The 14,130-nt window shown below is 54.8% G+C and carries 14 protein-coding genes and 2 pseudogenes; 4 read left to right on the top strand and 12 right to left on the bottom strand.

Translation table 11 applies throughout. The features are described from left to right. Positions 1–56: 56 nt before the first annotated feature. Both recR and WG219_11730 read left to right on the top strand, forming a co-directional pair. Positions 57–656 (top strand): recombination mediator RecR, encoded by a 600-nt coding sequence (gene recR, locus WG219_11735; protein WXL24024.1) that lies wholly within the window; start codon positions 57–59, stop codon positions 654–656. A gap of 135 nt (positions 657–791) precedes the next feature. Beyond that, a complete protein-coding gene (locus tag WG219_11730) occupies positions 792–1,940 on the top strand; it encodes an acyl-CoA dehydrogenase family protein (GenBank protein ID WXL24023.1) in 1,149 nt (382 codons plus the stop codon). A gap of 61 nt (positions 1,941–2,001) precedes the next feature. Here WG219_11730 and WG219_11725 read toward each other — a convergent pair whose 3' ends face one another. The 3 genes and pseudogenes from WG219_11725 to WG219_11715 all read right to left on the bottom strand — a co-directional run bounded on the left by WG219_11725 (position 2,002) and on the right by WG219_11715 (position 3,439). Continuing rightward, positions 2,002–2,214: a cold-shock protein gene (locus WG219_11725; protein ID WXL24022.1), complete on the bottom strand. Its 213-nt coding sequence runs from the start codon at positions 2,212–2,214 to the stop codon at positions 2,002–2,004. Positions 2,215–2,393: 179 nt separating this feature from the next. Continuing rightward, a complete protein-coding gene (locus WG219_11720) occupies positions 2,394–3,239 on the bottom strand; it encodes an SDR family NAD(P)-dependent oxidoreductase (GenBank protein WXL24021.1) in 846 nt (281 codons plus the stop codon). A gap of 5 nt (positions 3,240–3,244) precedes the next feature. Further along, positions 3,245–3,439 (bottom strand): annotated as a pseudogene (locus WG219_11715) (NAD(P)-binding protein). Positions 3,440–3,547: 108 nt separating this feature from the next. Here WG219_11715 and WG219_11710 point away from each other — a divergent pair. Then, the gene (locus WG219_11710) at positions 3,548–4,252 is read left to right on the top strand and encodes a TetR family transcriptional regulator (GenBank protein ID WXL24020.1); all 705 of its coding nucleotides are present in this window, start codon (positions 3,548–3,550) and stop codon (positions 4,250–4,252) included. 54 nt (positions 4,253–4,306) lie between these two features. Here WG219_11710 and WG219_11705 read toward each other — a convergent pair. From WG219_11705 to fnr, 3 genes and pseudogenes are all read right to left on the bottom strand, one after another. Beyond that, positions 4,307–5,137, bottom strand: a pseudogene (locus WG219_11705) (metal-dependent hydrolase). 173 nt (positions 5,138–5,310) lie between these two features. Then, positions 5,311–5,859: an adenine phosphoribosyltransferase gene (locus WG219_11700; protein WXL24019.1), complete on the bottom strand. Its 549-nt coding sequence runs from the start codon at positions 5,857–5,859 to the stop codon at positions 5,311–5,313. A 20-nt stretch (positions 5,860–5,879) separates the two neighbouring features. Further along, the gene (gene fnr / locus WG219_11695; GenBank protein WXL24018.1) at positions 5,880–6,605 is read right to left on the bottom strand and encodes a fumarate/nitrate reduction transcriptional regulator Fnr; all 726 of its coding nucleotides are present in this window, start codon (positions 6,603–6,605) and stop codon (positions 5,880–5,882) included. Between the two features lie 154 nt (positions 6,606–6,759). On the opposite strand from fnr, the gene WG219_11690 reads away from it, so the two are divergent. Next, complete coding sequence (locus tag WG219_11690) at positions 6,760–7,212, top strand: hypothetical protein (protein ID WXL24017.1); 453 nt, start codon at positions 6,760–6,762, stop codon at positions 7,210–7,212. Between the two features lie 8 nt (positions 7,213–7,220). On the opposite strand, the gene hemN is transcribed toward WG219_11690, so the two are convergent. The 6 genes from hemN to ccoG form a co-directional block, all read right to left on the bottom strand. Beyond that, complete coding sequence (gene hemN / locus WG219_11685; GenBank protein WXL24016.1) at positions 7,221–8,603, bottom strand: oxygen-independent coproporphyrinogen III oxidase; 1,383 nt, start codon at positions 8,601–8,603, stop codon at positions 7,221–7,223. An 88-nt stretch (positions 8,604–8,691) separates the two neighbouring features. Beyond that, positions 8,692–9,375: a sulfite exporter TauE/SafE family protein gene (locus WG219_11680; GenBank protein WXL24015.1), complete on the bottom strand. Its 684-nt coding sequence runs from the start codon at positions 9,373–9,375 to the stop codon at positions 8,692–8,694. Beyond that, positions 9,368–9,583 (bottom strand): cbb3-type cytochrome oxidase assembly protein CcoS, encoded by a 216-nt coding sequence (ccoS, locus tag WG219_11675; GenBank protein WXL24014.1) that lies wholly within the window; start codon positions 9,581–9,583, stop codon positions 9,368–9,370. The genes WG219_11680 and ccoS overlap by 8 nt, the downstream gene beginning before the upstream one ends. Positions 9,584–9,640: 57 nt before the next feature. Next, positions 9,641–12,049: a heavy metal translocating P-type ATPase gene (locus WG219_11670; GenBank protein WXL24013.1), complete on the bottom strand. Its 2,409-nt coding sequence runs from the start codon at positions 12,047–12,049 to the stop codon at positions 9,641–9,643. A gap of 8 nt (positions 12,050–12,057) precedes the next feature. Then, positions 12,058–12,570, bottom strand: a complete 513-nt coding sequence (locus tag WG219_11665; protein WXL24012.1) for a FixH family protein — start codon at positions 12,568–12,570, stop codon at positions 12,058–12,060. An 11-nt stretch (positions 12,571–12,581) separates the two neighbouring features. Continuing rightward, the gene (gene ccoG / locus WG219_11660) at positions 12,582–13,994 is read right to left on the bottom strand and encodes a cytochrome c oxidase accessory protein CcoG (GenBank protein WXL24011.1); all 1,413 of its coding nucleotides are present in this window, start codon (positions 13,992–13,994) and stop codon (positions 12,582–12,584) included. Positions 13,995–14,130 lie beyond the last annotated feature (136 nt).

Genomic DNA, 14,130 nt, shown 5'->3' with positions numbered 1-14,130 from the left:
TCGCATTTCTGTCTACGACCGCCTTAACGGTTCGCCGCCACTGCACGAGTTGTTACATGAGCTTTAGTCCTCTGATTCGCCACTTGATAGATTCCTTGCGTAGCCTGCCCGGCGTTGGGCAGAAAACAGCTCAGCGCATGGCGCTTCACCTGCTTGAGCGGGATCGTACTGGCGGACTGCGTCTAGCAGAGGCGCTTAGTGCAGCAATGGCGGGAGTGGGGCATTGCCGACAATGCCGTAGTCTGAGTGAGGATGAGGTGTGCCAGCTATGCCTCGACAGCCGCCGCGATGATAGCCTGCTGTGTGTCGTGCAAGGCCCGGTTGATGTATACGCTGTAGAGCAAACGGGTTACCGGGGGCGTTATTTCGTGCTCAAAGGGCATCTATCACCATTAGATGGCCTAGGCCCTGAGGCCATCGGAATACCTGAGCTGCTTCAGCGGATTGAGGCTGGCCAGTTCAGCGAGATCATCCTGGCGACCAACCCGACAGTCGAAGGAGAGGCCACTGCTCATTACATAGCTCAGGTGCTCGCTGATAAAAATTTGAGCGTTACACGGCTTGCTCACGGTATGCCGCTGGGTGGTGAGCTAGAACTCGTGGATGGTGGAACGCTGGCTCACGCCCTGGCTGGCCGTCGTCCAATCAGCCTTTAAGTATCCATACTGCTTGTTGTCCGCGCTGCTGGTAGCACCGCGGCTATTTTGTGTGCCTGCTGCTTTCAACTGAAGCGCTTGATAGCCAAGCAAGCGCTTGGTATGGTTCCGTAAAATAACAACGGGACCTCTTACATGGCCGCATTTCAGGAATATTTCGATGAAACTCACCAGCTGGTCCGCGATTCGGTGCGCCGTTTCGTTGAGCGAGAAATTCTCCCCTTCATTGATGAATGGGAGGAGGCTGAGAGCTTCCCCCGTGCGCTCTACAAGAAGGCTGGTGAGGCTGGCATTCTAGGCATCGGTTTTCCTGAACAATTTGGTGGAAGCCATGAGGGGGACCTGTTTGCCAAGATTGCCGCCAGCGAGGAGCTTATTCGCTGTGGATCAACAGGGCTTGTATCAGCCTTGTGCTCTCTGGATATTGGTTTGCCCCCAGTGTTGAAGTGGGCCAAGCCGCATGTTCGTGATCGTGTCGTGCCTGAGGTGCTAGCTGGCGAAAAGATCATCTCGCTGGCGATAACCGAGCCAAGCGGCGGTTCTGATGTCGCTAATCTCAAGACCCGCGCAGTAAAAGAGGGTGATTTCTACAGGGTAACCGGCAGTAAGACCTTTATCACCAGTGGCACACGTGCGGATTACTACACAGTTGCGGTGCGCACCGGTGGAGAAGGCTTTTCGGGTGTCAGCTTGCTTCTGATAGAGAAAGGCACGCCAGGTTTCACGGTTGGCCGGAAACTGAAAAAAATGGGCTGGTGGTGTTCGGATACGGCGGAGCTGTTCTTTGATGACTGCATGGTGCCGGCTGAAAACCTGATTGGCGTCGAGAATATGGGCTTTGCTGGCATCATGGCCAACTTCCAGTCTGAGCGCTTGGCCCTGGCCCTGATGGCCAACATGACCTCGCAGATGGCGCTTGAAGATGCATTGACCTGGGCTAAAGACCGTAAAGCCTTTGGTAAGCCGATTGGCAAGTTTCAGGTGATCAAACACCGGCTAGCAGAAATGGCAACCCAATTGGAGGTGTCCCGCGAGTTCACCTACAGGCAGGCGGCGAAAATGGCGGCGGGTAAGAGTGTCATCAAGGAGATCTCCATGGCGAAGAACTTTGCCACGGACGTGTCCGATCGTATCACGTACGATGCAACCCAGTTGCTGGGGGGCATGGGCTTTATGCGTGAAAGCCGAGTTGAGCGCCTGTATCGAGACAACCGTATTCTTTCGATTGGGGGCGGTACGCGTGAGATCATGAACGAGATCATCAGCAAGCAAATGGGCTTGTGATTCTGTTGTTTCAATAAAAACAAACCCCGCAAAAGCGGGGTTTGTTTTTCAGAGCGAGAAGTTAAGCAGGCTTAACTTCTTCGGCCTGCATACCTTTCTGGCCGCGAGCGGGCACATAGGTAACTGTCTGGCCTTCTTTCAGAGTTTTAAAGCCGTCAGCCTGGATGGCTTTGAAGTGCACAAAGAGGTCGTCGCCACCGTTAGCTGGAGTAATGAAGCCGAAGCCTTTTTCATCGTTGAACCATTTAACGGTGCCAGTTTCGCGATTTGCCATGGTGTGTCTCTTGAATCGTTTTGAAGTGCAGGGCCAGACGAGGCGCCTACGTGGTTTGCCGGATACGGGGATCTGACCTAATCATCATATGCGGTTTTTCTGAGAAGTGCTGCCTCTAACATCAATAATTCATGCGTAATCTGCTAGTTGGTACACACTCTCGTACCATTAATCAGCTTTCAGTCCTGTCTCCGCGCTGCGAAGCGCATAGCAGCTGTCACTATGTTCTGATAGAAGGCTGGGAACAGTCGTTGCATCAAGTCAATCACGTAGGCATCCGGACCAATAAGGATTCTGCGTTTGTTTTTTAGCACGCCTGCAAGAATGACCTGTGCAGCTTTCTCTGGAGTTGTTTTGAGAAGGTGATTGAATTGCTGCTTAGCGTTATCCGGATTTGTGCCAGTCAGGTTATCCATACTGGCATTCACGCGGGCACTGTTGGCGATATTGGTTTTGATTCCCCCAGGGTGTACGCAACTGGCTGAAATTCCATATCTGCCTATATCCAACTCCTGCCGTAGTGACTCGGTAAATCCCCTGACGGCGAATTTACTGGAGTTGTAAGCGCTCATGCCGGGCTGTGCGAATAAGCCGAATACACTTGAAATATTGATGATATGGCCGTTACCGCTTGCCTTTATATGGGGAAGAAAGGCTTTGGTGCCGTTTACCACGCCCCAAAAGTTGATGGACATGATCCATTCGTAATCGTCGAAGTCATTGCCCTCGGTCGTACCACCTTGAGCTACACCAGCGTTATTGAAGATCATGTTTACGCGGCCATGTTCGTTGACCACCTGACCAGCCCAAGCCAAAACAGCCTGCCGATCTGCCACGTTCACGGCATGCTCGCTCACGCTAACGCCCAGTGCACGGGCTTGCTTGGCCGTCTCACTAAGCCCCTGAGTGTTGACGTCTGAGAGTGCTAGATGACATCCCTGCCGCGCCAGGTTCAGGGCAAGGGCTCGACCGATACCAGATCCTGCACCGGTGATGGCGGCGACTTGATCGTTAAAGGTGTTCATACACTGATTTCCTTGGCGCAGCCTGGGTAATTATTGACTCGCCAGGTGCCACCGACGCCTTGATCCTTTTCGATCAGGATAAAATCATTTTCCCCCGCCTCTTTCAGGCGAATGGCCATGCCAATGCCAGAGAAGCCTGTGCCGATAATGGCCACCTTGTAGTGAGGTACAGGTTGTGGAGGTTTTTCGTGTGTATTCATGACCAGGCACCTATTATTATTGCTGGTTGTATACAACTGTCTACTAAGGTATTCAGTTGTATACCATTCGGCAAGCCATGATTTCATCAGCCAATATTTGGGTAGGGTATGTCCACGCTCGAGATCGAACCCAGTAGTGTTGCACCGGGTAAACAATCACTGATTGATGCTGCATTGCGTTTGACCAGCACCAGTAGGAGCTTAAGCAGTGTGGGGCTTCGTGAATTGGCCAGAGAGGCTGGGCTTAACCCGAATACTTTCTATCGCCATTTTCGTGATGTGGACGATTTGGGGCTGACCATCATTCGTAAGATCGCGTTGGAACTCAGGCAGCCACTCCGGGATTTGCGTCGGGCGGCGGCAGAGCGGGTCCAACATTCATCAGCCAATGGTGCTGAGCTGTTCGGGATCGACTTGCAGCGCAGTCGGTTGGTTTGTCATGAAACCGTTCAGCTATTTTTCGATTTTGTGGAGCAGAACCCGCAAGCTTTTTTCATCGGCGTGCGTGAGTTGCACGGTTCATCGGTGTTAATGCGCAAGGCTTTGGGGGAGTTGATGGATGATTTAGCGCTGGATATGGCGGACGACATCAGAGCCTACAAGCTGTTGCCCGAGATGTTGGCGCGCGAAGTTGTTTTGGAGATTTCCGGTGTGATCAGCCGCAATCTGTTTCAGCAGTCGCTGGATTACATTGCCCTGCCAGAAAAGCGTGGAGCGGTTAGAGCAATGGCGGAAGAACAGATCGTCATGCTGTTTACCGGTGCCAGCGTATTGCAAAGCATGGGGCAATTGCAGTTGCCTGTCAGCGACTAGCCTCTACAAACAGGTGCAGGCGGTGCATGAGCAGGCACCGCCAAGCTGGTGGCCCTAGCTGCTGAATCCTAAGCGGTCACGCCACCGCTGTTCCAAGGCTTTGCTGTCGTGGTCATAGGGGTGGAAATCGGGGCGGTAATAGCTCAGATAAGGCCGGATAATACCGGTTAGGTATCCATTGCGAGGGCTGAGCAGGGTTTTCAGGCCCTTGCCCCAGCTGCGCCAGTTGAACAGTTGGCCATCCTTGCGCAGAAGGTGAAGCTGGAACCAGCCGATCACCCCGAAAAAGAGGAGTGTGGATACTGTCATGGTGCCAATGCGGGTGAAATATCCGCCGCCGACGGCTTGAAATACGTCGTAGGCAACCGCTTTGTGCTCATTCTCTTCAATAGCGTGCCACATCCACAGTTGATAGAGCCTTGGATCGTTCATCTGGCAGGTAAGGTCTTCGCGCTGGAGAATCTGCTCAGCCATTGTCGCGGTGAAGTGTTCCAGAGCGCAGGTGATGCCCAAGCGCTGCTTGACGGAGCTGAAGCGGGTTACCCATTCCAGTAGCACTTTGATTCTTAGCTCCAGACGATGGAGGTCAATGTTGTGCTCGGCTGCGTATTGGTTGTACGCAGCATGTTCTTTGGAATGCATGGCCTCCTGGCCGATAAAGGCGCTGATGTCTTTTTTCAGCTGAGGATCATCAATGCGATCGCGTACCGCCCGCACACTGTCCACGAAGAACTTTTCTCCATAGGGGAACAGCGAAGAAAGGTTATTCATGAAATGGCTGAGAAAGGGATCTCCAGCGAACCAGTACTTCTAGCTTTCACTGAAGTTAAAGTCCATGCGGCGGACCGGGAAGCTGGGAGCGGGAAGTTTGGCTTGGGCAGACATAAGACAACTCCTGAGCATTGATCGGCATGCGAACATTTGATCGCTGGAGTGATCATTAGTTGCTCAGGTGATTTTGCACAGGTCATATCCGGCCAGAGCGACAAAATTACGCCAACTTATGGTTGGTGTTAGGGCTCTAGCGGGGCAGGCACCCACGGTGGGCGCCAGCGCTGTTACTGCTCGGTGAGGCTGTAATAGGTCAGGGCAAATGTCGGGATGCCACTGTCCATCAGCTTTTGCGAGCCGCCGAGTTCAGGCAGGTCAATGATGGCGGCCGCTTCGACGACGGTTGCACGCAAGCGCCGCACTAGCTGAGCTGCGGCGAGGAGGGTGCCACCGGTGGCAATCAGGTCGTCGAAGATCAGTACTCTGTCGCCTTCGCAAAGGCTGTCGGTGTGTACTTCAAGACGAGCCTCACCGTATTCAGTCTGGTAGCTCTCGGTCAGCACTTCAGCCGGTAACTTACCTTGCTTACGAAACAAAACCAGGGGTTTGTTGAGCTCGTGGGCGACAATAGAGCCGATCAGGAAGCCGCGGGCATCCAGGGCGCCAATGTGGCTGAAGTCGGCCTCGATGTAGCGCTGAACGAATGTGTCAACGATCATGCGCATCGCCCGTGGTGACTGAAACAGTGGTGTGATATCTCGAAAGATCACGCCAGGCTTGGGGAAGTCCACCACAGGACGGATAAGCGTTTTGATCGTGAAATCATCGTAAGGCATGAAAATGTCCCGGCTATTGACTAGTTACCGCCTGCCAGTGAGCACAGCTCGATAGGATCAAGGATGCGAACTTCCTTGCCTTCGGCCTCCAGCAGTTTGTTCTGCTGAAAACGGGTGAAGACCCTAGAGACTGTTTCGACAGCAAGGCCGAGATAATTGCCAATTTCGTTACGGGACATCGACAGGCGGAACTGATTGGCCGAAAAACCACGGGCGCGGAAGCGCGCGGAGAGGTTGACCAGGAATGTGGCAATGCGCTCGTCAGCGGTCTTTTTCGACAGCAGCAGCATCATTTGCTGATCTTCGCGTATCTCACGGCTCATGATGCGCATCATCTGGCGGCGCAGCATAGGCAGTTGCAGAGCCAGTTCATCCAGTCGTTCGAAAGGAATTTCGCAAACGGAGGTTGTTTCCAGGGCAACCGCGGAAACAGGATAGATCTCGCTGTCCATGGCTGACAGGCCAACCAGCTCACTGGGAAGGTGGAAACCAGTGATTTGCTCGTCGCCAGCATCACTGAGGCTGAAGGTTTTCAAGGCCCCGGCACGCACAGCGAAAACTGAGTTGAACGCATCACCCTGACGGAAGAGAAACTCTCCCTTCTTAAGCGGCCGTCCGCGTTTGACGATTTCATCGAGGGCGTCCATGTCTTCAAGATTCAAAGACAGTGGCAAACACAGCGTCGCCAAGCTGCAATCTTTGCAATGCGCTTGGTGAGGTGCGTGAATTTTGATGCATTCAGACATCTGGAGTTCCTGAACTAAGCACACAACATACTTAAGGGTAACCCAGTGACAGGCTAGGAGCCAAATGAATGCTTGGGTTTGAATGAATACTGTTAAAGCTTGTTACAAATAGAGCGATAAAAGAGGGTAATCCAATTTTTCAAAGAGATTTTCAATGAAAATTTCAGAAGCCGAACTTGCTGGGCGGATCAATCGAACGATAGAGGCCAATACACAAGCAGAGGGCAAAGGCGCAGCTGAGCCTGAGAGATTTTTCGACAGTGTGCGGGTAAGTCTTTCAGAAGGCGCACGGGCCCGCTCAATGTCAGAGCAAGCTGACAAAGCTATTGATGAGAGCGATTTGCCTGGGGATGTGAAGACCATCCTTAAGATGATTCGGGAGTTGAAGGAAAAACTGGCCGAGGCCTTGCTCAGGCTGCGTGAAACGATGAGTGATGACACGCTAACGCCGGATGAGAGGAGAGTGCTGCTGGAATCCATTCAGCTGGAGGTCAGTACGTTGCAGTCCGCCTTGACGAAGGCTAATGCGTCGCTAATTGATGCGATGAAGCTGCATGGCCTGTCCGATCTGCAAATTTCGGAGGCCTTGCAGCTACTTCAGCTCTGATAACGGTGCTAGATGACCCTGGAAAAACGTTGCTGACTGCTCTCATGCAAATAGTGGTCAAACAGCATGCACAACGACCTGACAAGCAGCCGTCCTGCTGGCGTTACTTCGATATCGTCAGGCGTCAGTACGATGAGACCATCCCGGTTCATTTGTTCCAATGCAGGCCAGACATCGGCAAAGTACTGGTAGAAGTTAATGCCATACGCCTGCTCAATATCAGCGAAACGCAAGTAGAAGTGGCAGATTAATTGCTGGATGACTGCACGGCGCAGGCGGTCATCATCGTCGCAAATCAGCCCGCGACACGTCGCCAGTTGGTTAGCCTGGATTCGATCCTGATAAACAGCAAGATCGCTGCTGTTCTGGCAGTACAGGTCACCTATCTGGCTGATTGAAGACACGCCTAGGCCAATCAAGTCGCAATGACCATGGGTGGTGTAGCCCTGGAAGTTGCGTTGCAGCGTGCCGTCTTCCTGGGCGATGGCCAGCTCGTCATCTGGCAGGGCAAAGTGATCCATGCCGATATAGCGATAGCCTGCTGCGCTGAGCTGTTCGATGCTGGCCTGAAGCATGGCGAGTTTGTCGCCGGGGCTCGGCAGGTCGCTGTTGTTAATCCGGCGCTGCGGCATAAAACGTTCCGGCAGGTGCGCATAGTTGAACAGCGTGAGGCGATCAGGTTGCAGGGCAATGATTTCGGCCACTGTCTTTTGGAAACTTTCCGGCGTTTGCAGGGGCAGGCCGTAGATCAGGTCTATGTTCACCGAGCGGAACTGCAAAGTGCGAGCAGCATCGATGATGGCGCGGGTTTCTTCCAGCGATTGCAGGCGGTTGACTGCCCGTTGTACAGCGGGGTCCAAATCCTGCACGCCGATACTGATGCGGTTGAAGCCGAGCTCTCTGAGCAGCCCCATGGTTGACCAGTCAGCCTCGCGGGGGTCGATTTCGATGCTGTAGTCACCCGAGTCATCATCCAGCAGATTGAAGGTCTGGCGTAGATGGCTCATGAGTTGCCGCAGCTCGTCATGGCTGAGAAAGGTCGGGGTGCCACCCCCAAAGTGCAGTTGCTCAACTGTCTGTTTTTTGTCCAGATGTTGGCCGATGGCAAGCGCTTCTTGCTGCAGGCGTTCCAGGTAGGGCTGGGCGCGGCCGCGATCTTTGGTGATGACCTTGTTGCAGCCACAGTAGTAACAAATATGGGCGCAGAATGGGATGTGTACATACAGCGACAGTGGTCGCAATTGCTCACGGCTGTTGCGCAGCGCGTGCAGCAGGTCGAATTGGCCCACGCCGTCATGAAACTGAACGGCGGTTGGGTAAGAGGTGTAACGAGGGCCAGCCTGGTCGTAACGACGAATCAGATTGGTGTCCCACTCAATGGTGTTGAGCATGCGGGCTTTCCGGGTCTGTCTACATAGGCCGGAAGTCTATGGTTGTCACGATTTGGGTATCTTGACCTGTATCAAGCAGGTGCAGTGATCAATGTCCCATTAGCCAATGCTGGTGTGGCCCGGGCAGCGTCCATAGGCCAAACAATATGACCATGAAACCGCCAGCAATACGAATGCCGCGATTGCGCATAAATCGGCTGAGTTGCTCAGCTGCCAAGCCTGTGGCTATCAGCACAGGTAGGGTGCCGAGGCCGAAGAAGAGCATGAGCAGTGCGCTGTTCAGGGCATTACCTTGGCTAGCGGACCATAACAAGGTGCTGTAAACCAAACCACAGGGTAGCCAGCCCCACAAACCGCCTAATACTAGAGCACGGGGTAAGCTGGTAACCGGCATAAAACGCTTAGTCAGTGGCTGTATGAAGCGCCACAGACCGCGACCAAGGGCTTCGATACGCGTCAGGCCACTCCACCAGCCGGCCAGATACAGTCCCATGGCAATCAGCAGCAGGGCCGCCACAACACGCAGGGCCGTCACTAATGGGCTGCCAGCTACTGCCCAGCCAGCCAAGCCGAGGAATAGTCCTGCTAGGGTGTAGCTGAGGATGCGGCCCATGTTATAGGCCAGCAGCAGCCTCAGGCGGCGGCTGCGCTGCTCAGGTGGAATAGCCAGGGTCAGGGCGCCCATCAGGCCGCCGCACATCCCCAAGCAGTGACCGCCCCCGAGCAAGCCAAGGATAAGGGCTGAAACTAACAGAGGCAGTAGCTCAACCACGCGGCTGGTCCTTATCCGGCTGCTGAGTGTCTTCCCGAGCTTGCTCGACTGCAGCCCGGTGCTTTGGGTCTTCATCGTCAAACAAAATGCTGTGTGCTGGACCGTCCAAATCGTCGTACTGGCCGCTGTCTACCGCCCAGAAAAACAGCCAGATGGCGAATGCCACCAAAACGATGGCGACAGGGATCAGGATATAAAGCGCTGGCATTGGATCTCCGCGTGCAGGTGTTGGCTGCTGACAGGCTGGCTAGTATGCGCGGCTGGTTTACAGGGGGCGAACTCGTGCCAGACGAAGGGCATTGAGTACGACCAACAGTGAGCTGAGGGACATCCCCAGTGCTGCCCAGATTGGTGTAATCCAGCCGAAGGCAGCAAAGGGTAACACCAGACCGTTATAGGCGCTGGCCCAGATCAGGTTTTCGATGATGATATGGCGGGTGCGACGTGCCATTTTAAGGGCTTGCACCAGGCTGCTGAGCCGGTTTGAGAGCAGTACTGCATCGGCGCTCGTTTTCGCCAAGTCAGTAGCGCTGCCCATTGCTACGCTGATGTCAGCTGCTGCAAGTACGGGAACATCATTGACGCCGTCGCCAAGCATCAGCACCCGGCGGCCTTCACTGTGCAATTGCTTGAGCACAGCCAGTTTGGCGTCGGGAGTAAGGCCGCCACGCGCATCATCAATGCCGAGCTGTTTAGCGACCTCTGTGACCATGGGTGAGCTGTCACCGGATAGCAGCAAGATCTCCCAGTGTCGTGCTTTGGCGGCTTCAATCAGTTCTGCCGCATCCTCACGCAGGCGGTCATCCAGTACAAACCAAGCCAGCGGGCCTTGGGTGTCGCCCAGTAGTAACCACTGTCCATGTTCTCCGCTGATGATGGGGGCGGTTGTATTGCTCAACTCACATACAAACTCGGCTTGGCCGATGCGTAGCGTGCGACCGTTTACTTGGCCCTCAAGTCCGAGGCCTGGATGGCTGGTTACGGAGTCTGCAGGTTCCGGAGCTTGCCCGAATGCGCGGGCTATTGGGTGTTCTGAGCGGTTCTCGAGTGCAGCTGCAAGTGCTAGGCAGGCATCACTATTGAGTGCAGTGTGTGGGTGGATGGCACTGAGCGTCAGTTTTCCTTCGGTGAGGGTGCCGGTTTTATCGAGTACCAGCGTGTCGACATGGTTCAGTCCCTCAAGTACATGCCCGCGGGTCAGCAGCATGCCGAGTTTGTGAAGCGAGCCAGTCGCGGTAGTCAATGCTGTGGGTGTGGCCAAAGCGAGAGCACAAGGGCAGGTGGCAACCAGCAGAGAAAGCACAATCCAGAACGCGCGGGACGGATCAATCTGCCACCAGATGATGCCGACAACGGCAGCAACCAGCAGAACAACGATCAAAAACCAGTGTGCAACCTTGTCCGCCAACATGGCCAACTTGGGCTTGTCGGATTGGGCGCGCTCAAGCAGTCGCACGATCGCGGAGAGTCGAGTGGCATCGCCCAGGGCCTGTACTTCGACGGTCAGTGGGCCTTCGACGTTAAGTGTGCCTGCGGTGACGGCATCGCCTGGTCTGCGTGGCTGAGGCAGGTATTCACCGGTCAGCAAGGACTCATCAATACTGGATTGTCCTTGCAGAATTTTTCCGTCGGCCGGCAGTAACGCACCGGGGGGAACCAGCACTTGATCAGCGATATTCAGCTCGCTCAGGAGAATGCGGTGGCTCTGGCCGTATTCGTCCAAGCGCAGGCAAGAAGCCGGCAGCAGGTTGACCAGCTGTGCGGTGGCCGTTGCTGTGCGTTCTCGGGCACGGCGTTCGAGGTAGCGTCCTGCCAACAGGAATAGTGCAAACATACCTACAGCATCAAAATACAATTCACCCTGACCGGTGACTGTGGACCAGATCCCTGCGATGTAAGCACCAGCAATGGCCAGCGAGACTGAAACATCCATGGTTAAGTGGCGTGTGCGTAGATCACGCAGCGCGCCACGGAAGAATTGGCCGCAGCAGTAAAAGACGATCGGTGTGGTCAGAAACAAGCTGACCCAGCGCAGGATCTTGTCCAGTTCGGGGCTTAAGTCGATATTGAATTCGGGCCAGGTGGCCATGGTCGCCATCATCACCTGCATCCACAGCATTCCCGCTACACCAAGTTGACGCATGGCACGGCGGTTTTCCTGCTGGAGTTGCTGGGCGGCGGCGTCAGCTTGCCAAGGGTGGGCGGCATAGCCGATTTTGCGCAGTTCGCTGAGCAGCTTACTCAGTGGTACCTGACTGTCGGACCAGCGCACGATCAGTCGATGGTTAGAGAGGTTGAGGCGGGCTTCATCGACACCGGGCATGGTGCGCAGGTGCTTTTCGATCAACCAGCCGCATGCTGCACAGCTGATACCTTCTATGAGTAGACAGGTTTCACTCAGCTCACCCTTGTGTTCGACAAAGGGCTGTTGGACATCCTTGCGGTCATACAGCGCCAGTTCATCCGGCAGTACCTGAGGCAGGCTTTGCGGGTTGGCGGCGTTTTCGCTGCGGTGTTTGTAATAGTGTTCCAGCCCGCCACTGACAATGGCCTCGGCCACGGCTTGGCAACCTGGACAACAGAAGTCACGGGTATCGCCCAGAACTTGGGCATGGAAGCGGCTGCCGGAGGGAACCGGCAAGCCGCAGTGATAGCAGGGAAGAGGGGTAGCCATTGCTGGGATTAGTGTTCGTCACCGAGAAGAATACTTCTCTCGCTGGCGACAGTTTCCTCTTCAAAAAGGCGCCACTGTTTACCGCCTTCTTCACCCAACAGCTCAACGAAACGACGACCTTCGACAGCATCAGTCATATGCCCGCTGTAGCTGCCGTCAGCTTGTGGCTGCAAGATAACGCGGCGATCGCGCTCCGGCTGGGTAGGGGATACCAAGTTGAGGATCAGTTGCGGTGGGCGGCTGTTACCGGTGAGCTGCAAGCTGGCCTGGCCTGTTTCGTTGTTCAGGACCAAGGTCCCTTGGACTTGTAGGCGTGCAGCCAGCTCTTCACGTTCCAGCGACTGGTTGATGCCCTTGCCGACGTCATAGTAATCGTCAGAAATCAGCCCCGGAGGGTTGGTGCTGGCGAAATACAGCAGGCCAGTGCCTTGCGCCACCGAATAGGCGAGCAAGGCAATGATGAACCAAGGCCAGAACTGTTTGTACCAGGGTTTGACGGGGGACTTTTCAACTTCGCTCATGGGTATCTCGTTCAGCGCACGCTTGGACCGATAAAGCGGCTGTCGGCTTGGGTTTTAATATCAGGTGTATCGACTGCCTGAACACGGAAGAGAATCTCGTTAGCGCTTGACGGCAGTTTCTCAGGCGCGATGGAGAGTTCTACCGGGAGTGTGAGCACTTCACCAGCTTCAGCTGTAACTTCTCGTTTCCCTTCGTAGACGAGTCCATCCAGACCGGCGGCTTCAATCACATACGACACGCTGTGTTGAGCCTTGTTCATGATCTTCAGGGTGTACACGTTCTCGATGCGACCTTCCTCGTTTTCGCGGAACAGCACGCGGTCTTTCAGCACATCCAATTCAACCAGCGAGCGGCTGGAAATGGCATATGCGAATACGCAGAACATGGCGACCAGGGCGATGGCATAGCCGATCAAGCGAGGGCGAACCAAGTTGGTTTTCTTGCCAGAGAGGTTGTGCTCAGTGGTGTAGCTGATTAGCCCCTTTGGATAGTTCATCTTATCCATGATGCTGTCGCAGGCGTCGATACAGGCCGCGCAGCCGATGCACTCAATTTGCAGGCCGTCACGGATGTCGATGCCAGTCGGGCAGACGTGTACGCACAGTTTGCAGTCGATGCAGTCACCCAGCCCTTGGGCTTTGTAATCGGCATCGCGCTTACGTGGGCCACGGCTTTCGCCACGGCGTGGGTCGTAGGAAACGATCAGGGTGTCCTGGTCAAACATCACGCTCTGGAAGCGCGCATAAGGGCACATGTAGATGCACACTTGTTCGCGCAAGTACCCGGCATTGCCGTAGGTGGCGAGGGTGAAGAAACCGACCCAGAACAGTGCCCAACCATTCGCTTCGAGGGTAACGAGGTCAGGAATGAGTTCGCGGATAGGTGTGAAGTAGCCAACGAATGTAATTGCAGTGGCTACCGAAACGGCCAGCCAGATGCTGTGCTTAGCCAGTTTCTTAAAGAATTTACTTGCGCTCATGGGGCTCTTGTCGAGCTTCATGCGCTGATTACGGTCACCTTCAGTCACCTTCTCAGCCCACATGAATACCCACGTGAACACACTTTGCGGACAGGTGTACCCGCACCAGACGCGCCCGGCGAAAACGGTGATGAAGAACAGGCCAAAGGCGCAGATGATCAGCAATGCTGAGAGCAGAACGAAGTCTTGTGGCCAGAAGGTCGAGCCAAAAATATAGAACTTACGCTCAGGCAGGTTCCACCAGACAGCCTGATGGCCGCCCCAGTTGATCCAGACCGTACCGAAATAAAGAAGGAAGAGGGTGGCACCACCGACCATGCGGAGGTTGCGGAACAGGCCGCTGAAAGCGCGGGTGTAAATCTTTTCGCGACTGGCGTACAGATCAACAGTCGACGAGTTGGAAGAGGCAGGTGTTACGTCTTTTACAGGAATTTGATTGCTCATCAATGCATACCACGGCGGTTGATTGGCAGCCCTGGCTGATACGTGCCGGCCTGGGTCATTTCACGGTACTTCTCATATGGTACGCCTGAAAAAGCACTGCCCGGGTGCGACGCTAGGTCGCGCTCCGGGCAGTCGG

Source organism: Pseudomonas mendocina, from assembly GCA_037482215.1.
GTDB lineage: Bacteria > Pseudomonadota > Gammaproteobacteria > Pseudomonadales > Pseudomonadaceae > Aquipseudomonas > Aquipseudomonas mendocina_E.
This window is presented reverse-complemented; position numbering and strand designations above follow the sequence as displayed.